The organism is Pseudomonas sp. 22526 (assembly GCF_052044735.1).
In the GTDB taxonomy this organism is placed as follows: Bacteria; Pseudomonadota; Gammaproteobacteria; order Pseudomonadales; family Pseudomonadaceae; genus Aquipseudomonas; species Aquipseudomonas piscium.
In genome coordinates, this window is record NZ_JBQENK010000008.1 from 40,911 (window position 1) to 59,069 (window position 18,159).

General features: G+C 63.7%; 13 protein-coding genes and 1 pseudogene. 12 read left to right on the forward strand and 2 right to left on the reverse strand.

Annotation, left to right across the window (positions count from 1 at the left end):
* Positions 1–22: 22 nt before the first annotated feature.
* The 12 genes from hutH (ACTJKT_RS13805) to ACTJKT_RS13860 all read left to right on the forward strand — a co-directional run bounded on the left by hutH (ACTJKT_RS13805) (position 23) and on the right by ACTJKT_RS13860 (position 16,066).
* Entirely contained in the window at positions 23–1,546 is a 1,524-nt protein-coding gene (hutH, locus tag ACTJKT_RS13805; protein WP_440787492.1) for a histidine ammonia-lyase, read from the forward strand.
* Between the two features lie 158 nt (positions 1,547–1,704).
* A complete protein-coding gene (gene hutH / locus ACTJKT_RS13810; RefSeq protein WP_440787493.1) occupies positions 1,705–3,237 on the forward strand; it encodes a histidine ammonia-lyase in 1,533 nt (510 codons plus the stop codon).
* 155 nt (positions 3,238–3,392) lie between these two features.
* Positions 3,393–4,802, forward strand: a complete 1,410-nt coding sequence (locus ACTJKT_RS13815; protein ID WP_440787494.1) for an amino acid permease — start codon at positions 3,393–3,395, stop codon at positions 4,800–4,802.
* A gap of 16 nt (positions 4,803–4,818) precedes the next feature.
* The gene (gene hutI / locus ACTJKT_RS13820) at positions 4,819–6,024 is read left to right on the forward strand and encodes an imidazolonepropionase (RefSeq protein WP_124323319.1); all 1,206 of its coding nucleotides are present in this window, start codon (positions 4,819–4,821) and stop codon (positions 6,022–6,024) included.
* A 10-nt stretch (positions 6,025–6,034) separates the two neighbouring features.
* On the forward strand, positions 6,035–6,838 hold the full coding sequence (gene hutG / locus ACTJKT_RS13825; protein WP_440787495.1) for an N-formylglutamate deformylase: 804 nt from the start codon (positions 6,035–6,037) through the stop codon (positions 6,836–6,838).
* 242 nt (positions 6,839–7,080) lie between these two features.
* The gene (pip, locus tag ACTJKT_RS13830; protein ID WP_053277092.1) at positions 7,081–8,052 is read left to right on the forward strand and encodes a prolyl aminopeptidase; all 972 of its coding nucleotides are present in this window, start codon (positions 7,081–7,083) and stop codon (positions 8,050–8,052) included.
* Entirely contained in the window at positions 8,049–8,486 is a 438-nt protein-coding gene (dtd, locus tag ACTJKT_RS13835) for a D-aminoacyl-tRNA deacylase (RefSeq protein ID WP_007925900.1), read from the forward strand. Before pip ends, dtd begins: the two co-directional genes overlap by 4 nt.
* 277 nt (positions 8,487–8,763) lie before the next feature.
* Positions 8,764–10,557 (forward strand): glucan biosynthesis protein G, encoded by a 1,794-nt coding sequence (locus ACTJKT_RS13840; protein ID WP_440787496.1) that lies wholly within the window; start codon positions 8,764–8,766, stop codon positions 10,555–10,557.
* A complete protein-coding gene (mdoH, locus tag ACTJKT_RS13845) occupies positions 10,550–13,120 on the forward strand; it encodes a glucans biosynthesis glucosyltransferase MdoH (protein ID WP_440787497.1) in 2,571 nt (856 codons plus the stop codon). The genes ACTJKT_RS13840 and mdoH overlap by 8 nt, the downstream gene beginning before the upstream one ends.
* Positions 13,121–13,429: 309 nt before the next feature.
* Positions 13,430–14,227, forward strand: a complete 798-nt coding sequence (locus ACTJKT_RS13850) for a transporter substrate-binding domain-containing protein (protein ID WP_016704434.1) — start codon at positions 13,430–13,432, stop codon at positions 14,225–14,227.
* Between the two features lie 152 nt (positions 14,228–14,379).
* A complete protein-coding gene (locus ACTJKT_RS13855; RefSeq protein WP_440787629.1) occupies positions 14,380–15,339 on the forward strand; it encodes an amino acid ABC transporter permease in 960 nt (319 codons plus the stop codon).
* Positions 15,332–16,066 carry an amino acid ABC transporter ATP-binding protein gene (locus ACTJKT_RS13860; protein ID WP_440787498.1) on the forward strand — a complete coding sequence of 245 codons (735 nt, stop codon included), beginning with the start codon at positions 15,332–15,334 and terminating at the stop codon, positions 16,064–16,066. Before ACTJKT_RS13855 ends, ACTJKT_RS13860 begins: the two co-directional genes overlap by 8 nt.
* Positions 16,067–16,156: 90 nt before the next feature.
* Here the strand turns inward: ACTJKT_RS13860 and ACTJKT_RS13865 are convergent, their stop codons facing one another.
* On the reverse strand, positions 16,157–17,029 hold the full coding sequence (locus tag ACTJKT_RS13865) for a methyl-accepting chemotaxis protein (RefSeq protein WP_440787630.1): 873 nt from the start codon (positions 17,027–17,029) through the stop codon (positions 16,157–16,159).
* Positions 17,012–18,073, reverse strand: a pseudogene (locus ACTJKT_RS13870) (methyl-accepting chemotaxis protein); the annotation flags it as partial. The gene ACTJKT_RS13865 and the pseudogene ACTJKT_RS13870, both read right to left, overlap by 18 nt.
* Positions 18,074–18,159 lie beyond the last annotated feature (86 nt).

The following is an 18,159-nucleotide window of genomic DNA, read 5'->3' on the forward strand; positions in this document are numbered from 1 at the left end:
GGTTGTACCCGTGAGGTCGAAGATGTCGCAGGCTGAAAAAATCGTTATCGCCGACGCCCCGCTGCGTTGGCAGGATGTGGTCGCGGTGGCGCGGCATGGCGCGCAGCTCGAGCTGTCGGCCCAGGCCTGGGCGCGTATCGAGAATGCCCAGGCCATCGTCCAGCGCATCGTCGTCAGCGGCGAACGCGCCTATGGCATCAACACCGGCCTTGGCGCGCTGTGCAACGTTTCGCTGCAGGACGAACAGCTCAGCCAGCTGTCGCGCAACACCTTGCTCAGCCATGCCTGTGGCGTGGGTGCGCCGCTGGCCGACGAGCAGACCCGGGCGATCATCTGCGCCGCTATCGTCAACTACAGCCACGGCAAGTCCGGCCTGCATCGCCGGGTGGTCGAGGCGCTGCTGGCCCTGCTCAATCGCGGTATCACCCCGCAGGTGCCGTCCCAGGGGTCGGTGGGTTACCTGACCCACATGGCCCATATCAGCATCGCCTTGCTCGGTGTCGGCCAGGTCAGCTATCGCGGGCAGGTCGTATCGGCCGAGCAGGCGCTGGCGGCGGAAGGCCTGAAGCCGGTGCAACTGGGTGCCAAGGACGGTCTGTGCCTGGTCAACGGTACGCCGTGCATGACTGGCCTGAGTTGCCTGGCCCTGGCCGATGCCACGCGCCTGCTGCAGTGGGCCGATGTGATCGGCGCCATGAGTTTCGAGGCGCAGCGCGGGCAGATCGCCGCGTTCGACGCCGAGATCATCGCGCTCAAGCCGCACCCGGGCATGCAGCAGGTCGGCATCAACCTGCGCGCCTTGCTCGACGGCAGCGAAGTGATTGCCGCCAGCAAAGGCATCCGCACCCAGGATGCCCTGAGCATCCGTTCCATCCCGCAGGTTCACGGCGCCGCCCGCGATCAGTTGGCGCACGCGACGCAGCAGGTCGAAACCGAGCTCAACTCCGTCACCGATAACCCGATGGTGCTGGGTACTCCGGACAACTACCGGGTGATGTCCCAGGCCAACCCCCACGGCCAGTCGGTGGCATTGGCAGCGGACCTGCTGGCGATCGCCATGGCCGAGATCGGCTCGATTGCCGAGCGGCGCCTGGATCGTTTGATCAACCCCCATGTCAGTGGTCTGCCGGCGTTCCTGGTGAGCAACCCCGGGGTCAACTCCGGGATGATGATCGTCCAGTACGTCGCTGCCTCGCTGTGTGCGGAAAACCGCCAGCTGGCGCAACCGGCGGTGCTCGACAACTACGTCACCTCCGGCCTGCAGGAAGACCACCTGAGCCTGGGCACCAACGCCGCGCTGAAGCTGCACCGCGCGCTGGAGAACTGCACCCAGATCCTCGCTATCGAATACCTGCTGGCCGCCCAGGCCTTCGAATTCCTCAAGGAACAGCGTTTCGGCGCCGGCACCGAGGCGGCCTGGAAGCTGCTGCGTCAGCGGGTTCCGGCCTATGACCAGGATCGTTGGCTGGCCCCGGACATCGCCAGTGCGGCGGCGCTGCTCAAGGCTCCGGCCTTGCTGCAGGAGGTTTTACCGGGCGTGCACTGAGCAACGCCCTGCAAGAACAGGATTTTCCAAGACAACGGTTTCCACGAAAAACCAGCGTGCCAAGGCGCCACTCGCTCACAAAAGGCGGGCTGCGACGGACAACGGAAGCTTCCGGAGCGACTGGTAGTTAATAACAAACTCTCAAAAGGAGCATAAATGTGACTGCGCTAAATCTGATTCCCGGCCAACTGACCCTGGCTCAACTGCGAGCCGTCTACCAACAGCCGGTAACCCTCAGTCTCGACAACAGCGCCACGGCGCAGATCGACGCCAGCGTCGCCTGTGTCGAGCAGATCCTCGCCGAGAACCGCACCGCCTATGGCATCAACACCGGTTTCGGCCTGCTGGCCTCGACCCGCATCGCCAGCGCAGACCTGGAAAACCTCCAGCGCTCCCTGGTGCTGTCCCATGCCGCCGGTGTCGGCGCGCCGATCGACGACGCCCTGGTGCGCCTGATCATGGTGCTCAAGGTCAACAGCCTGAGCCGTGGCTTCTCCGGTATCCGCCGCCAGGTGATCGACGCGCTGATCGCCCTGGTCAACGCCGAGGTCTACCCGCATATCCCGCTCAAGGGCTCGGTGGGCGCTTCCGGCGACCTCGCGCCGCTGGCCCATATGTCCCTGGTGCTGCTGGGTGAAGGCAAGGCCCGTTACAAAGGCCAATGGCTGGAGGCTACCGAGGCCCTGAGCGTGGCCGGCCTCAAGCCGCTGACCCTGGCGGCCAAGGAAGGCCTGGCGCTGCTCAACGGCACCCAGGTTTCCACCGCTTTTGCCCTGCGCGGCCTGTTCGAGGCCGAAGACCTGTTCGCCGGTGCCCTGGCCTGTGGCGGCCTGACCGTCGAGGCGGTGCTGGGCTCGCGTTCGCCGTTCGATGCGCGGATTCATGCCGCCCGTGGCCAGAAAGGCCAGATCGATACCGCCGCGGCTTACCGCGACCTGCTGGGCGACAGCAGTGAAGTCTCCAAGTCGCACCAGAACTGCGACAAGGTGCAGGACCCGTACTCCCTGCGCTGCCAGCCGCAGGTCATGGGCGCTTGCCTGACCCAGTTCCGCCAGGCCGCCGAGGTGCTGGTGGTCGAAGCCAACGCCGTGTCGGACAACCCGCTGGTGTTCGCCGCCGAGGGCGACGTGATCTCCGGCGGTAACTTCCACGCCGAGCCGGTGGCCATGGCCGCCGACAACATCGCCCTGGGGATCGCAGAAATCGGCTCCCTGAGCGAGCGTCGCATCTCGCTGATGATGGACAAGCACATGTCCCAGCTGCCGCCGTTCCTGGTGGCCAATGGCGGGGTCAACTCCGGCTTCATGATCGCCCAGGTGACGGCCGCGGCACTGGCCAGCGAAAACAAGGCGCTGGCCCATCCGCACTCGGTGGACAGCCTGCCGACTTCCGCCAACCAGGAAGACCATGTGTCCATGGCGCCCGCCGCTGGCAAGCGCCTGTGGGAAATGGCCGACAACACCCGTGGCATCCTCGCCGTGGAATGGCTGGCGGCCTGCCAGGGCCTGGACCTGCGTGAGGGCCTGAAGACCTCGACCAAGCTGGAAAAGGCTCGCGCCACCCTGCGCAGTAAAGTGCCGTACTACGAGAAGGACCGCTTCTTCGCGCCGGACATCAACGCCGCGAGCGAGCTGCTGGCATCCCGCTGCCTGAACGAGCTGCTGCCGGCCAAGTTGCTGCCGAGCCTGTAACGACCATGCCTGTAGCCGCTGACGAGGCACGAGGCTGCGATGGCCTGCGCAGCAGCCCCCGAGGGCGGTCCTGCGGACCGCTTCGCAGCCTCGTGCCTCGGCAGCGGCTACAGGTGGTTTCGGTTTTCTCCGATAAAAATAATTAGGAACGAGAAATGCAACAGCAAGCTCAAGGATTGAAACGCGGGCTGTCCGCCCGACATATTCGCTTCATGGCGCTGGGGTCGGCGATCGGCACCGGGCTGTTCTATGGTTCTGCCTCGGCCATCCAGATGGCCGGTCCCGCGGTACTCCTGGCCTACCTGATCGGTGGCGCCGCGGTGTTCATGGTGATGCGCGCGCTGGGCGAGATGGCCGTGCACAACCCGGTGTCCGGCTCGTTCGGCCACTACGCCAGCAATTACCTGGGGCCATTGCCGGGTTTTATCCTCGGCTGGACCTATGCCTTTGAAATGATCATCGTCTGCCTGGCCGACGTCACGGCCTTCGGCATCTATATGGGCTTCTGGTTTCCGGAAGTGGCGCGCTGGGTCTGGGTGCTCGGCATCGTGTTCCTGATCGGCGGCCTCAACCTGTGCAACGTCAAGGTCTTCGGCGAGATGGAGTTCTGGCTGTCGCTGCTGAAAGTCGGCGCGATTGTCGCGATGATCCTCGCCGGCTTCGGCATCATGCTGTTCGGCATCGGTTCGGCCAGCAGCGAGCAGGCCACCGGGGTGGCCAACCTCTGGGCCCACGGCGGTTTCATGCCCAACGGTATCGGCGGCCTGATCGCTTCGTTCGCGGTGGTGATGTTCGCCTTTGGCGGTATCGAGATCATCGGTATCACCGCCGGTGAAGCCAAGGACCCGCAGCGGGTGCTCCCCAAGGCGATCAACGCGGTGCCGATGCGCATCCTGCTGTTCTATGTGCTGACCCTGTTCGTGTTGATGGCCATCTATCCATGGCCGCAGATCGGCAGCCAGGGCAGCCCGTTCGTGCAGATCTTCGACAACCTGGGCATCGGCTCGGCGGCGACCATCCTCAATATCGTGGTGATCTCGGCGGCGGTATCGGCGATCAACAGCGACATCTTCGGCGCCGGGCGCATGATGTACGGCCTGGCCCAGCAAGGGCAGGCGCCAAAAGGCTTTGCCCAACTGTCGAAACACGGCGTGCCGTGGATGACCGTGGTGGTCATGGGCGCCGCGCTGCTGGGCGGTGTGCTGCTGAACTACCTGATTCCGGAAAACGTGTTCCTGCTGATTGCCTCGATCGCCACTTTCGCCACGGTCTGGGTCTGGCTGATGATCCTGATCACCCAGGTGGCCATGCGTCGCTCGATGAGCGCCGAGCAGGTCGCCCAACTGAAATTCCCGGTGCCGTTCTGGCCCTGGGCGCCGGCAGCCGCGATCCTGTTCATGCTGTTCGTCTTCGGCGTGCTGGGTTACTTCCCGGAAACCCAGGCCGCGCTGGCGGTGGGGGCGGTGTGGATAGTGCTGCTGGTGATCGCTTATCTGTTGTGGGTCAAGCCGGCCGCCGGTCAGGCGGTCCAGGCGAACCGCGACCCTTCTTTGTCCCATCGATAACTAACGGAGGCCTCGGATGAAAACTCTCTGGCAACACTGCCACGTCGCAAGCATGGCGCAAGGCGCTTACTCGATCATCGAGGATGCCGCCATCGTGACGTCAGGAGCGCTCATAGAGTGGATCGGCCCGCGCGACCAGGTTCCGGCCGGCGACTATGCCGAGCTGCATGACCTGGCGGGGGCCTGGGTCACCCCGGGCCTGATCGACTGCCACACCCACACGGTGTTCGGCGGCAACCGCAGCGGCGAATTCGAGCAACGCCTGCAAGGGGTGAGCTACGCCGAAATCGCCGCGGCCGGTGGCGGTATCGCCAGCACCGTGCGGGCCACCCGCGCGGCGAGCGAGGACGAACTGTTCGACAGCGCCCGCAAGCGCTTGAAAAGCCTGCTGCGCGATGGCGTGACCAGTGTCGAGATCAAGTCCGGCTACGGCTTGGACCTGGCCAGCGAGCGCAAGATCCTGCGGGTGGTCCGGCGCCTAGGCGCCGAACTGCCGGTCAGCGTGCGTAGCACCTGCCTGGCGGCCCACGCCTTGCCGCCGGAATACGCCGAGCGCGCGGACGACTACATCGAGCACATCTGCGCCGAAATGCTCCCGGCCCTGGCGGCCGAGGGCCTGGTGGACGCGGTGGATGCGTTCTGCGAATACCTGGCGTTCTCGCCGGAGCAGGTGGAGCGGGTGTTCATTGCTGCACAGAAGCTCGGCCTGCCGGTGAAGCTGCACGCCGAGCAGCTGTCGTCGCTGCATGGTTCCAGCCTGGCGGCGCGTTATCACGCGTTGTCGGCCGACCACCTGGAGTTCATGACCGAGGAAGACGCCATCGCCATGGCCAAGGCCGGCACCGTCGCCGTGCTGTTGCCCGGCGCCTTCTATTTCCTGCGCGAAACCCAGCTGCCGCCGATGGACGCACTGCGCAAGCACGGGGTGAAGATCGCCGTGGCCAGCGACCTCAACCCCGGCACCTCGCCGGCGCTGTCCCTGCGCCTGATGCTGAACATGGCCTGCACCTGTTTCCGCATGACCCCGGAAGAAGCCCTGGCCGGCGTGACCCTGCATGCGGCCACCGCGCTGGGCATGGAGCGGACCCACGGTTCGCTGGAGGTCGGCAAGGTGGCGGACTTCGTCGCCTGGCAGATCGATCGTCCCGCCGACCTGGCCTACTGGCTGGGCGGCGACCTGGAAAAACGCGTCGTGCGCCACGGCGTTGAAGTGGATTTATAGGAGAAGGCTTGTGGATAAGGTTCTGAACTTCAAACAAGGCCGGGTGCCGCTGCTGATCAGCATGCCCCACGCCGGCCTGCGCCTGACGCCGGCGGTCGAGGCCGGGCTGATCCCCGAGGCGCAAAGCCTGCCGGACACCGACTGGCATATTCCGCAGCTCTATGACTTCGCCGAGGAGCTGGGCGCCAGCACCCTGGCCGCCGAATATTCGCGTTTCGTCATCGACCTCAATCGCCCGTCCGACGACAAGCCTTTATATGTCGGCGCCACCACCGGGTTGTACCCGGCCACGCTGTTCGATGGCGTGCCGCTGTTCCGTGAAGGGCTGGAGCCGTCGAAGCAGGAGCGGGCCACTTATCTGGAGAAGGTCTGGACGCCCTATCACAGCACCCTGCAGCAGGAGCTGGCACGGCTGAAGGCCGAGTTCGGTTATGCCTTGCTGTTCGATGCGCACTCGATCCGCTCGCTGATTCCGCACTTGTTCGAAGGCAAGCTGCCGGACTTCAACCTGGGCACCTTCAATGGCGCCAGTTGCGATGCCGAGCTGGCCAGCCAGCTGGAAGCGATCTGCGCCCGTCACGCCGACTACAGCCATGTGCTCAACGGCCGCTTCAAGGGCGGCCATATCACCCGGCACTACGGCAACCCGGCCGAGAACATCCATGCCGTGCAACTGGAGCTGGCGCAGAGCACCTACATGGAAGAGTTCGAGCCGTTCCGCTACCGCGACGATCTGGCGGCCCCGACCCAGGTGGTACTCAAGCAACTGCTGCAAGGGCTGCTGGCCTGGGGGCAGAAGCGCTACGGGCGCTGACCCTGTAGCCGCTGCCGCAGGCTGCGATAAGGCCGAAGGCCTTCAGCGATCTCAAGATCCTGCGCCTGCTGCGCAGTCGAGCGCAGCCTTCGGCAGCGGCTACAGGTGTGCCTGGCTTTCCGGGGGGAACAACCGCATTTTTTCCAAGGACATGCTCATTCCGTAATTCGGGTTTATGATGCCGGACGGCAGAATAATTGAAGTCCCCCCAGGGATGACCTCGACCCCTTACGGAGCGCGCAATGCAGACTTTGTACCCGCAGATCAAACCCTATGCCCGGCACGATCTGGCTGTCGACGAACCCCATGTACTCTATGTCGATGAGAGCGGTTCCCCGGAAGGCTTGCCGGTGGTGTTCATCCACGGTGGTCCGGGAGCCGGGTGCGATGCCCAGAGTCGCCGTTACTTCGACCCCAACCTGTACCGCATCATCACCTTCGACCAGCGCGGTTGCGGGCGCTCCACCCCGCACGCCAGCCTGGAAAACAACACCACCTGGGACCTGGTCGCCGACCTCGAGCGGATCCGCCTGCACCTGGGCATTGAGAAATGGGTGGTGTTCGGCGGCTCCTGGGGCTCGACCCTGGCCCTGGCCTATGCGCAAACCCATCCTGAGCGTGTCCATGGTCTGATTCTGCGTGGGATCTTTCTGTGCCGTCCGCAGGAAATCGAATGGTTCTACCAGGAAGGCGCCAGCCGTCTGTTCCCCGACTACTGGCAGGACTACGTGGCGCCTATCCCGCTGGACGAGCGCGACGACCTGCTCAGTGCCTTCCACAAGCGTCTCGTCGGCAACGATCAGATTGCCCAGATGCATGCGGCCAAGGCCTGGTCGATCTGGGAAGGGCGTACCGCCACCCTGCGGCCGAACCCGCTGGTGGTCGATCGTTTCTCCGAGCCGCAGCGCGCGCTGTCGATCGCCCGGATCGAATGCCATTACTTCACCAACCATGCGTTCCTCGAGCCGAACCAGCTGATTCGCGACATGGGCAAGATTGCCCACCTGCCGGGGGTGATAGTGCATGGTCGCTACGACGTGATCTGCCCGCTGGACAATGCCTGGGAATTGCACCAGGCCTGGCCGAACAGCGAATTGCAGGTGATCCGCGATGCCGGTCACGCCGCGTCCGAACCGGGCATCACCGATGCCCTGGTGCGCGCCGCTAATCAGATGGCCCGGCGCCTGCTCGACCTGCCGCCCGAAGAAGCATGAAGGGGCTGTTGCAGCGCGTGCGCGGCGCGCGGGTCGAAGTGGCGGGGGAAATCGTCGGTGCGGTGGACCAGGGTTTGCTGGTGCTGGTAGCGGTGGAGCCCGAGGATACCCGGGCCAGTGCCGACAAACTGCTGCACAAGCTGCTTAACTATCGGGTATTCAGTGATGCCGAGGGCAAGATGAACCTGTCCCTGGCCGATGTGGACGGCGGTTTGCTGCTGGTCTCGCAGTTCACCCTGGCCGCGGACACCAAAAACGGCCTGCGCCCGAGCTTTTCCACAGCGGCGCCGCCGGCTCTTGGCGAAGAACTTTTTGACTATCTGCTATGCAAGGCGCAGCAGTTGCATGGCAAAGTAGCATCAGGGCGCTTCGGGGCGGATATGCAGGTCCATCTGGTCAATGATGGCCCGGTAACCTTCCTGTTACAGACCTGAAAGTGCTTGAAACATCTTTTTCGGCCGGAACCGGCCGAAAATAGGCGTTTTTCGCGATAAATACTTGGTCGCCCCTGATGCGTTGTAACGCGGGCTACTAGATAATCGCGCGCTACGGGGATCAGCGTTCGTTGGTCCGTTTTTGACTTAGGTAGAGCCTTGTTCGGAACCGTTTGGGGAATCATTTAGCCCCATCGGAGTCGGAACAATGCTCGCCAACCTGGCATATAGATAGCTGGCCGTTGGTTTTTTGATCTGTTTTCGGCGAGGGTTGCTCGTGATTGTTAGTCCCTGTAATGCACCAAAATTGTCTGCCAAACGGTTACGAAACGCACTGGTGACGGGCTCTGCGCTGCTTTGCCTGCTGAGCGCCGGCCAACTCTGGGCATTCAATCTGGATGATGTATCGGCCAAGGCTAAGGATCTGGCCGGGCAGAAGTACGAGGCTCCGCGCAGTAACCTGCCGAACGAATTTCGTGAGATGAAGTTCGCGGACTATCAGAAAATCCGCTTCCTGCCTGAAAAGGCCGAGTGGGCCAAGCAGAAAACCCCATTCAAGCTGTCCTTCTATCATCAGGGCATGCATTTCGACACGCCGGTGAAAATCAACGAAATCACCACGAACACCGTCGAAGAAATCAAATACGACTCGACTCGCTTCGACTTCGGCGACCTCAAGTTCGATCCCAAGGCCACCGAGCAGTTGGGCTACGCCGGTTTCCGCGTGCTGTACCCGATCAACAAGGCGGACAAGCAGGACGAAATCATGACCATGCTCGGCGCGAGCTACTTCCGCGTCGTCGGCAAGGGTCACGTCTATGGTCTGTCGGCCCGTGGCCTGGCCATCGACACCGCGCTGCCGTCCGGTGAGGAATTCCCGCGCTTTACCGAATTCTGGATCCAGCAACCCAAGCCAACCGATAAGCACCTGGTGATCTTCGCCCTGCTGGACTCGCCGCGCGCCACTGGCGCCTATCGCCTGACCCTGCGTCCGGGCAGCGACACCATCGTCGACGTCAAAGCCCGGATGTTCCTGCGTGACAAGGTCGGCAAGCTGGGCATCGCCCCGCTGACCAGCATGTTCCTGTTCGGCGCCAACCAGCCGTCGAAAGTCCTCAACTACCGTCGCGAGCTGCACGACTCCAGCGGCCTGTCGATCCATGCCGGCAACGGCGAGTGGATCTGGCGTCCGCTGAACAACCCGAAACACCTGGCCGTGAGCAACTTCTCGGTAGAGAACCCGCGTGGTTTCGGCCTGCTGCAGCGTGGCCGCGACTTCAGCCACTACGAAGACCTCGACGACCGCTACGACAAGCGCCCAAGTGCCTGGATCGAGCCGAAGGGCGACTGGGGCAAAGGCACTGTCGACCTGGTAGAGATCCCGACCGCGGACGAAACCAACGACAACATCGTGGCGTTCTGGAGCCCGGAAAAGCAGCCTGAGCCAGGCCAGGCGTTCGATTTCGCCTATCGCCTGCACTGGACCATGGACGAAGCTTCCATACATTCGCCGGACAGCTCCTGGGTCGAGCAGACCCTGCGTTCCACCGGTGACGTCAAGCAATCCAACCTGATCCGCCAACCGGACGGCAGCGTGGCTTACCTGGTGGACTTCGAAGGTCCATCCCTGGCGGCATTGCCGGAAGACACCGAGGTGCGCAGCCAGGTCAGCGTCGGCGACAACGCCGAGCTGGTGGAAAACAGCGTGCGCTACAACCCTGAAACCAAGGGCTGGCGCCTGACCCTGCGGATGAAGATCAAGGACCCGAGCAAATCCACCGAGATGCGTGCGGCCCTGGTCAAGAACGCCACCCCTGTCGAGCCGGCCAAGGCCGTGTCGCCAGCCTCCAGCGCCTCCATTGCCAAGGCCGACAAGGTCGCCGCCAAGCAGCAGGAGAAGAAAGAGGCGGATGCCAAGCAAGCCGACGCCAAGCCGGCCAAGGACGCCAAGAACCACAAAGACGCCAAGCAGCCTGCTGCTGCCGAGGCGGCCCCAGCCACACCGGAATCTGTCCCGACCGAGCAAGTCCTGACCGAGACCTGGAGCTACCAGTTGCCTGCCGATGAGTAACTCTCAAGTACAGCCAGAGACTCTTGCCGAGTATCTGGCGCACCTGCCAATGACCGATGAGCAGCGCGCGGAACTCGCGGGCTGCAAGTCCTTCAGTGAACTGCACGAACGCCTGTCGTCGGCGACGTTCGACGCGCCTGCCGATGCCGCCCAGGCCTCGGTGGGCCGCCGGCTGGCCCTGAGTTCCGCCGAGGAACTGATCGATGCCGAGATGCTGGCGCTCGACGCCAGCGGTCGTGTTTGCCTCAAGGCCACGCCGCCGATCCGGCGGACCAAGGTGGTTCCCGAGCCCTGGCGCACCAATATCCTGGTGCGTGGCTGGCGGCGCCTGACCGGGCGCACCAACCCGCCGGCACCGAAGAAGGATGAGCGGGTGCTCCCGGCGGCGCGCTGGCGCACCGTGGGCTCGATCCGTCGTTACATCCTGCTGGTGCTGATGCTCGGCCAGACCATAGTGGCCGGCTGGTACATGAAAGGCATCATGCCGTACCAGGGCTGGTCGTTCGTCGACCTGGAAGAAGTCATGCATCAGCCATTGATGCAGACCGCCACCCAGGTACTGCCGTACGCCCTGCAGACCAGCATCCTGATCATGTTCGGCATCCTGTTCTGCTGGGTCTCGGCCGGTTTCTGGACCGCGCTGATGGGCTTCCTCGAGCTGCTCACCGGGCATGACAAATACCGTATTTCCGGCAAGAGCGCCGGCAACGAGCCGATTCCGCAAGACGCGCGCACCGCACTGGTGATGCCGATCTGCAACGAAGACGTGCCGCGGGTATTCGCCGGCCTGCGGGCGACCTTCGAGTCGGTCGCGGCCACCGGTGACCTGGACCGCTTCGACTTCTTCGTGCTCAGCGACAGTAACGACACCGATATCTGCGTGGCCGAGCAACAGGCCTGGCTGGATGTCTGCCGGGAAACCAAGGGTTTCGGCAAGATCTTCTATCGCCGCCGTCGCCGTCGGGTGAAGCGCAAGAGCGGTAACCTCGACGACTTCTGCCGTCGTTGGGGCGGTGACTACAAGTACATGGTGGTGCTCGACGCCGACAGCGTGATGAGCGGCGAATGCCTGACCAGCCTGGTGCGCCTGATGGAAGCCACGCCGGACGCGGGCATTATCCAGACCGCGCCGAAAGCCTCGGGCATGGACACCCTGTATGCGCGCATGCAGCAGTTCGCTACCCGCGTCTACGGCCCGCTGTTCACCGCCGGCCTGCACTTCTGGCAGCTGGGCGAATCCCACTACTGGGGCCACAACGCGATCATCCGTATGAAGCCGTTCATCGAGCACTGCGCCCTGGCGCCGTTGCCCGGTAAAGGCGCCTTCGCCGGTGCGATCCTGTCCCACGACTTCGTCGAAGCGGCGCTGATGCGTCGCGCCGGCTGGGGCGTGTGGATTGCCTACGACCTGCCGGGCAGCTACGAAGAGCTGCCGCCGAACCTGCTGGACGAGCTCAAGCGTGACCGGCGCTGGTGCCACGGCAACCTGATGAACTTCCGCCTGTTCCTGGTCAAGGGCATGCACCCGGTGCACCGCGCGGTGTTCCTCACCGGGGTGATGTCCTACCTGTCGGCGCCTTTGTGGTTCTTCTTCCTGGTGCTGTCGACGGCCCTGCTGGCGGTCAACACCCTGATGGAGCCGCAGTACTTCCTGGAGCCGCGCCAGCTGTATCCGCTGTGGCCGCAATGGCATCCGGACAAGGCGATCGCGCTGTTCTCGACCACTATCGTGCTGCTGTTCCTGCCGAAGCTGTTGAGCATCATCCTGATCTGGGCCAAGGGCGCGAAAGAGTTCGGCGGCAAGTTCAAGGTGACCCTGTCGATGCTGCTGGAGATGCTGTTCTCCATGCTGCTGGCGCCGGTACGGATGATCTTCCACACCCGTTTCGTGCTGGCTGCGTTCCTCGGCTGGGCCGCGACCTGGAACTCGCCGCAACGTGACGACGACTCCACGCCGTGGAGCGAAGCGGTGCGCCGCCATGGTCCGCAGACCCTGCTGGGCTTCTTCTGGGCGCTGCTGGTGATCTGGCTGAACCCGAGCTTCCTCTGGTGGCTGGTGCCGATCGTCGGTTCGCTGATGCTGTCGATCCCGGTGTCGGTGATTTCCAGTCGCGTCGGCCTGGGCCTGAAGTCCCGTGACGAAAGCCTGTTCCTGATCCCCGAGGAATACGCGCCGCCACAGGAGCTGCTGTCCACCGACCAGTACACCCATGAAAACCGTTGGCACGCACTGAACGACGGTTTCATCCGGGCGGTGGTCGATCCGCAGCAGAACGCCCTGGCCTGTGCCCTGGCGACGTCCCGCCACGGCCTGGCCGAGCCGATCGAGTGGCTGCGTATCGAACGTGTCCGCCACGCCCTGAAAGTGGGGCCGGCGGCGCTGAACAACGGCGAGCGCCTGGCGCTGCTGAGCGATCCGGTGGCCCTGGCCCGCCTGCACGAGCAGGTCTGGAGCGAAGGCCATGCCGACTGGCTGAGCGCCTGGCGGCAATCGGTGGATGAAGATCCTCATGCACCCTTGTTGCCGTTGCGACCGCAAACGGCAATCGCCCAACCGGCCTGATGACAACGCCCTTGAGAGCACTCTCAAGGGCGTTGTTGTTTATGGGCCCGCCTGTGTAGCNTGCGATCGACAGCGCAGCGCAGCGCAGCTTCGCGTCGATCGCAGCCTGCGGCAGCGGCTACAGGGAGATTGTCGCCCCCCTCTGTAACAACAAATCCTGGTCAAACCCTTGTGCAAACGGACGGGTGAGTTAGCATCGCACCCCGAATTGCTGCGAGCGGGCATTCCTGGTGCCCGTATCCGTCGGTTTTCCAGGGAAAACCTGTCGCGGGTTCGCCTCACAATAAAATGGGTTCAGGGGACTTGAAGATGAAGAAGTATCTCTCGATGCTGCTGCTCGGCGTCACGGCAATGGTGGCGGTCAATGCAGCCCAGGCTGGCGCCATCGATGATGCGGTCAAGCGCGGCACGTTGAAAGTCGGCATGGACCCGACCTACATGCCGTTCGAGATGACCAACAAGCGCGGCGAGATCATCGGTTTCGAGGTCGATATCCTCAAGGCCATGACCAAGGCGATGGGCGTCAAGCTGGAGCTGGTTTCCACCGGCTACGACGGCATCATCCCGGCCCTGCTGACCGACAAGTTCGACATGATCGGCAGCGGCATGACCCTGACCCAGGAACGCAACCTGCGCCTGAACTTCAGCGAACCCTTCATCGTGGTCGGCCAGACGCTGCTGATCCGCAAGGAGCTGGAAGGCACCATCAAGTCCTATAAAGACCTGAACACCGCCGACTACCGCATCACCTCCAAGCTGGGCACCACCGGCGAGATGGTCGCCAAGAAGCTGATCGCCAAGGCCAAGTACCACGGCTACGACAACGAGCAGGAAGCCGTGCTCGACGTGGTCAACGGCAAGGCCGATGCCTTCATCTACGACGCCCCGTACAACGTGGTGGCGCTGAGCAAGGTCGGCAACGGCAAGCTTACGTTCCTCGACAAGCCCTTCACCTACGAGCCTCTGGCTTTCGGCCTGAAGAAGGGTGACTACGACAGCCTCAACTTCATCAATAACTTCCTGCACCAGATCCACGAAGACGGCACCTACGATCGTATCCATGACAAGTGGTTCAAGAGCACCGAGTGGCTCAAGGACATGGAATAACCCTCGGTCAGACAGACCGAGTCGCCCCATTCGCGGGCAAGCCTCGCTCCTACGGATTCACGCAATCCCTGTAGGAGCGAGCTTGCTCGCGATGGCGTCCTGATCGGCAACACCGAACCTCCCCGCTGCAAACAGCTGGAACCTGCAAAGTGATCAAACATAAAAAAGCCCAATGGCCCTGGCACGTACTGACCGTGCTGGTGCTGATCGGCCTGGCCGGCGCGTTGTATTACGCCACCTCGCTGATGTCCTACGAATGGCGTTGGAACCGCGTACCGCAGTACTTCGCCTACCAGGCCGAGGAATCGCAGCGGGCGGCGGACATATCCACCGTCAGCGAGCTGGTGCGCAAAGGCGGCAAGGCCGAAGTCACGCTGCGCAACGACGCGGGTGACGAGCAACTACTGAGGGTCGACGAGAACAGCCTGCAAGTCGCCCGTGGCGACGATGTGGCCGAAGGCGATGTGATCGGCGTGACCCGTCACTGGGCGGCCGGGCCGCTGCTGCTGGGGTTGTGGACCACCTTGTGGCTATCGGTGGTGTCCGGGGTGCTGGGCCTGTTCATCGGTCTGGCGACCGGGCTTTGCCGGCTGTCGAACAACCCGACCCTGCGGGACCTGTCGACCATCTACGTTGAACTGGTGCGTGGCACGCCACTGCTGGTGCAGATCTTCATTTTCTATTTCTTCATCGGCACGGTGCTGAACCTGTCCCGCGAGTTCGCCGGGATCGCCGCGCTGTCGCTGTTCACCGGTGCCTATGTGGCGGAAATCGTCCGCGCCGGCGTGCAGTCGATCGCCCGTGGCCAGAATGAAGCGGCCCGCTCCCTGGGCCTGAACGCCAGCCAGTCGATGCGCCATGTGGTATTGCCGCAGGCTTTCAAGCGCGTGCTGCCGCCGCTGGCCGGGCAGTTCATCAGCTTGGTGAAAGACACCTCGCTGGTGTCGGTGATCGCCATCACCGAGCTGCTCAAGAGCGGACGTGAAGTCATCACCACCTCGTTTTCGCCGTTCGAGATCCTGTTCTGCGTGGCGGCCCTGTACCTGTTGATCAACCTGCCGCTGTCGAAGATGGCCAGCCGGCTTGAGCGGAGGCTCGCGCAAAGTGATTGAAGTCCGCGATCTGGTAAAAGTCTTCGACACCCGGGGCCAGGTGGTCCGCGCGGTGGATAACGTCACCACCAGCGTGGCCAAGGGCGAAGTGTTGGTGGTGATCGGCCCGTCCGGCTCCGGCAAGTCGACCTTCCTGCGCTGCCTCAACGGCCTGGAGCAGTTCGATTCCGGTTCGGTGAGCATCGACGGCCTGCAACTGGCCGATCCGAAGACCGATGTGAATGCCTATCGCCGCGAAGTCGGCATGGTGTTCCAGCACTTCAACCTGTTCCCGCACATGACCGTGCTGGAAAACCTCTGCCTGGCGCAGAAGGTGGTGCGCAAGCGCGGCAAGCAGGAGCGCGAGGCCAAGGCCCTGGCGTTGCTGGAGAAGGTCGGTATCGCGCAGAAGGCCAATGAGTTCCCGTCGCGCCTCTCCGGCGGCCAGCAGCAGCGTGTGGCCATCGCCCGGGCGCTGGCCATGGAACCCAAGGTCATGCTGTTCGACGAGCCGACCTCGGCGCTGGACCCGGAAATGGTCGGCGAAGTGCTGGACGTGATGAAGACCCTGGCCCTGGAAGGCATGACCATGGTCTGCGTGACCCACGAAATGGGTTTCGCCCGGGAAGTGGCGGATCGGGTGCTGTTCTTCGATCACGGCAAATTGCTGGAAGACGCCTCGCCAGCGGCGTTCTTCGATGCGCCCCAAGACCCGCGGGCCCAGGCGTTTCTGCGTCAGGTCCTGTAGGTTTTCCACCGGCTGAAACCCATCGCGGGNTGTAGGAGCGAGGCTTGCCCGCGATTGTTTCACCCCGATATCAAGCGAAACCGGCTCGGATCAAACCCGGAAGCGCCCGACCAGGGTCTGCAGATGGGTCCCCAGGCGCGCCAGCTCGACGCTGGAGGCCGCCGTCTCTTCACTGGCTGCCGAGGTCTGCTCGGACACGTCGCGCACGTTCAGCACGCTTCTGTTGATTTCCTCGGCCACCGCGCTCTGCTGTTCGGCCGCGGCGGCGATCTGCTGGTTCATCGCCTGGATCGCCGAGACGGTGCGGGTGATGTTTTCCAGCGAGCCACCGGCACGGCGGGTCAGTTCGACGCTGCTGTCGGTCAGGTTGCGGCTGTTGTCCATGATGTTGGCCACTTCCTGGGTGCCGTTCTGCAGGCCGACGATCAGCTCCTCGATCTCTTCGGTGGACTTCTGGGTGCGCTGCGCCAGGCTGCGCACCTCATCGGCGACCACCGCGAAACCGCGACCGGCTTCACCCGCGCGGGCGGCTTCGATGGCGGCGTTGAGGGCCAGCAGGTTGGTCTGCTGGGCGACCGACTTGATCACGTCGAGCACGCTGCCGATCTTGTCGCTTTCCTGCTTCAGATGGCCCATGGCGACGGTGGAGTTGCCGACCTCGGCGGCCAGGCGTTCGATCTGCGCGATCGCCTCGCCAACCACCTTGTCGCCTTCGCGGGCCTGCTGATCGGCGGCGACCGCTGCTTCCGAAGCTTCTTCGGCGTTGCGCGCGACTTCCTGGACCGTGGCGGCCATTTCATTCATGGCGGTGGCGACCTGGTCGGTCTCGACTTTCTGGCTGTTGACCCCGGCGCTGGTTTGCTCGGTCACCGCCGACAGCTGCTCGGCGGCGCTGGCAATCTGGGTGACGCCATCGCTGATGCCGCCGATCAGCTCGCGCAGGCTCAGGGTCATGCGTTGCATGGCCCGTTGCAGCTGGCCAAGCTCATCGCGACGCTCGACCTGCAGGTTCTCGCTGAGATCGCCCGAGGCGACACGCTCGACCACCTTGAGGGTCTGGCGCAGCGGGATGACGATCTGCCGGGTGATGCTCCAGGCGGCGACCAGGCCGAACAGCAGGGCCAGGGCGGTGACGATGGCCAGGGTGCTTCTGGCCTGGGCGGCGTCGCTGTCGCGTTTTTGGGTTTGCGCGGCGGTCAGCTGCTTGCTGACCTCCATCAGGCGGTCGCCCTGGGCCGCCATGCGTTTGAGCGCGGCGGCACTGGCCACCTGGGAGTCACGGAAATCGCTGACCGCGGAGCGATAGCCTTTCAGGGCGTCGGTGGCCTGTTGCAGGTTAGCCAGGTGTTGGTCCGGCAATTTGGCCGGCAGGCTGGCGAGGTTGTTCAGGGCGTTGTCGATGGCGTCCAGCGCCGGTTGTTCGGCCTCGGCCTTGCCGCTGTAGGTGTAGCCACGGACCTGGAAACGCGCCTGCTGGATCAGTTTGCTCAGGTCGATGACGCTGTTGAATTGCGCCAGGCTGTCGCCCTGCAGCATGGATTTTTCCACTTCGGCGACCCGGGCCACGGCGTTGTCGGCGGTGGCGCCCAGTTTGGCGCGGGCGGCTTCGCGGCTGGCGGTGGCGCGGGTGATGTCGGCGAAGGCCAGCTTGTACTCGCTGACGGCGGCGATCTGCTGGTCGATCATGGCGATGCTTTCAGGCATTTCCAGCATCTTGCGCGCGGTTTGCAAGCCTTCGTCGAGCTTGCTCAGCAGCTCGCTGACCGGCCCCGGGCCTTGTTCGCCACGGCGCATTTCATAGTCCAGGCGCGCGTTGCGCAGGTCCTTGGTCAGCTCGTTGAGGCTGGAGATGTAGCCCAGCTTGTCGCCGCGATCGATCACGTTGCCCAGGCCCGTCCAGCCGGTCGCAGTAATCAGCAGGGTCAGTAGCAGCACCAGGCCGAAGCCAACGCCGAGTTTGAGGTTGACGCTCACATTTCCCAGACTCTGGGCTAACCAACGGTACATGCCGCGAACTCCCTTGGGCTATTAATAGGTTTTGTACCAAGGCTATCGGCTGCGTCGGATTAATCTGAAGCGTTCATGTAGGAGCG

Bases quoted from the DNA above. Each gene is read 5' to 3' on its own strand.
- hutH (WP_440787492.1), top strand. From the start codon at position 23: ATGTCGCAGGCTGAAAAAATCGTTATCGCCGACGCCCCGCTGCGTTGG.
- ACTJKT_RS13815 (WP_440787494.1), top strand. From the start codon at position 3,393: ATGCAACAGCAAGCTCAAGGATTGAAACGCGGGCTGTCCGCCCGACAT.
- hutI (WP_124323319.1), top strand. From the start codon at position 4,819: ATGAAAACTCTCTGGCAACACTGCCACGTCGCAAGCATGGCGCAAGGC.
- pip (WP_053277092.1), top strand. From the start codon at position 7,081: ATGCAGACTTTGTACCCGCAGATCAAACCCTATGCCCGGCACGATCTG.
- dtd (WP_007925900.1), top strand. From the start codon at position 8,049: ATGAAGGGGCTGTTGCAGCGCGTGCGCGGCGCGCGGGTCGAAGTGGCG.
- mdoH (WP_440787497.1), top strand. From the start codon at position 10,550: ATGAGTAACTCTCAAGTACAGCCAGAGACTCTTGCCGAGTATCTGGCG.
- ACTJKT_RS13850 (WP_016704434.1), top strand. From the start codon at position 13,430: ATGAAGAAGTATCTCTCGATGCTGCTGCTCGGCGTCACGGCAATGGTG.
- ACTJKT_RS13865 (WP_440787630.1), bottom strand. From the start codon at position 17,029: ATGCAACGCATGACCCTGAGCCTGCGCGAGCTGATCGGCGGCATCAGC.